Raw genomic sequence first — 1725 nt, forward strand, 5'->3', positions numbered from 1 at the left:
ATGCGCATGAGCGGCGACAATCCGGCAGCCGTCGCGAAGGTACGGGACATGATGGAGCGCCAGGTCGGGCACATGGTGCGCCTGATCGACGACCTGCTCGACATCGCCCGCATCAGCGGCGGCAAGCTGGAACTCAAGCGCCAGCGCACCGACCTGGCGGCCATCCTGGCCAGCGCGGTTGAAACGAGCATGCCGCTGATCGACGCAGGCGAGCATGCATTGACGGTCGACGTGCCCGATGCGGCCCTGCCGGTCGACGCCGACGCGACCCGCATCGCACAGGTCGTGGCCAACCTGCTCAATAACGCCGCCAAGTACACGCCGCCGGGCGGGCAGATCGCCCTGTCGGCGCGGCGCGATGGCCTTGACGCCGTGATCACGGTGCGTGACAGCGGCGTGGGCATCGCGGCGGATGCGCTGGCCGGCGTGTTCGAGATGTTCAGCCAGATCGGCCGCACGGTCGACCGCTCGCAGGGCGGGCTGGGCATCGGCCTGTCGCTGGTGCGGCGCCTGGTGGAGATGCATGGCGGCTCGGTTGCCGCCACCAGCGCCGGCGCCAATGCCGGCAGCATCTTCACGGTGCGCCTGCCATTGGCCGCCGAGGCAGTACAGGCCGCGCCCGCGCCAGGCGAACCTGCGCCGGCGCTTGACAACGCGGCCGGCGGCCTGAAGGTGCTGGTGGTGGACGACAACGTCGATGCGGCCGTGACGCTGTCGATGATCCTGGAGATGTCCGGCTACACGGCGAAATTGGCGCACGACGGCTACGAGGCGCTGGCCGTCGCGCAGGCGTTCGGCCCGCGCGTGGCGTTTCTGGACATCGGCATGCCGGGCATGAGCGGCTACGAGACGGCGCGCGCGATCCGCGCCACGCCGGGCCTGGAAGACATCGTGCTGGTGGCGCTGACCGGCTGGGGCGCCGAGAGCGATCGCCAGCGCTCGAACGAGGCGGGGTTTGACCACCACCTGACCAAACCGGTGCAGCTCGACGTGGTCGAGGCGCTGCTGGCCGGCTTGTAACGCCGGCGCCCCGCCAGGCCAGTCAGTTGCGGCGCAGTTCGTCCTCGAGGTCGCCAATCAGCTGCGCCACGGTGGGCGTGATGCCCTTGTCGCCCGGCGTATAGAACACGCCTGGCAAAACACTGTCTTCTTCGAGCTGCGGCAGCAGTTCTTCGATCAGTTCTTCCAGCGAGAACGCCTGCGCGTCGTAGCCATCCCACTCGAATTCGGCGCACAGCGTGGCGTATTCGTTGGCCGGCCACATTGGAAACACGAGGGTGCCGTCGTCGGTTTTGGCCAGCGCCCAGCCGTCCTGGTACAGGCCCCATACTTCGCGCGCCTCGGCCGCGCGCCGGATGAAATACTCGTAGCGTTCCGGTCCCGCCAGCGTCACGACGGCCGCCAGCTGCTGGCCGCCCAGCGTGATCGCCGAGATGATCTGTTCGCTCATCACCACTCCAGTCCATCGAGGCGTGATGCCCCACAGCCGTCAGGATACGCCATCAGGATGCACGAGGTGCGTTTGTCACCTAACGAACGGCTGTGACGTGGCGGGTGCTGTCTTGACGACCGGGGGCGGCGTGGCATGCAGGTCGTAGCGCACATCGTGCCGGTCGCACGGCGGCGCATCGAGCACCAGAAAGGCGTCCCAGCCCAGCCGGCCCGGGCTGACGGCGTCCAGCGTGGTGTTGTGGACATCGGCCGCGCGCAGCACCAGCTCGACTT

The 1725-nt window shown here is 68.5% G+C and carries 2 protein-coding genes and 1 pseudogene; 1 reads left to right on the forward strand and 2 read right to left on the reverse strand.

From position 1 onward, the window contains the following. Positions 1-1020, forward strand: a 1020-nt coding sequence (locus AC1DYN_RS32350) for a hybrid sensor histidine kinase/response regulator (protein WP_477966865.1), incomplete at its 5' end; no start/stop codon positions are given. 22 nt (positions 1021-1042) lie between these two features. Here the strand turns inward: AC1DYN_RS32350 and AC1DYN_RS32355 are convergent. Together AC1DYN_RS32355 and AC1DYN_RS32360 are read right to left on the reverse strand one after the other, a co-directional pair. Then, positions 1043-1450: a DUF2750 domain-containing protein gene (locus AC1DYN_RS32355; protein ID WP_477966867.1), complete on the reverse strand. Its 408-nt coding sequence runs from the start codon at positions 1448-1450 to the stop codon at positions 1043-1045. A gap of 75 nt (positions 1451-1525) precedes the next feature. Next, positions 1526-1725 (reverse strand): annotated as a pseudogene (locus AC1DYN_RS32360) (hypothetical protein); the annotation flags it as partial.

Source organism: Rhizobacter sp. P2_D12 (assembly GCF_056404395.1).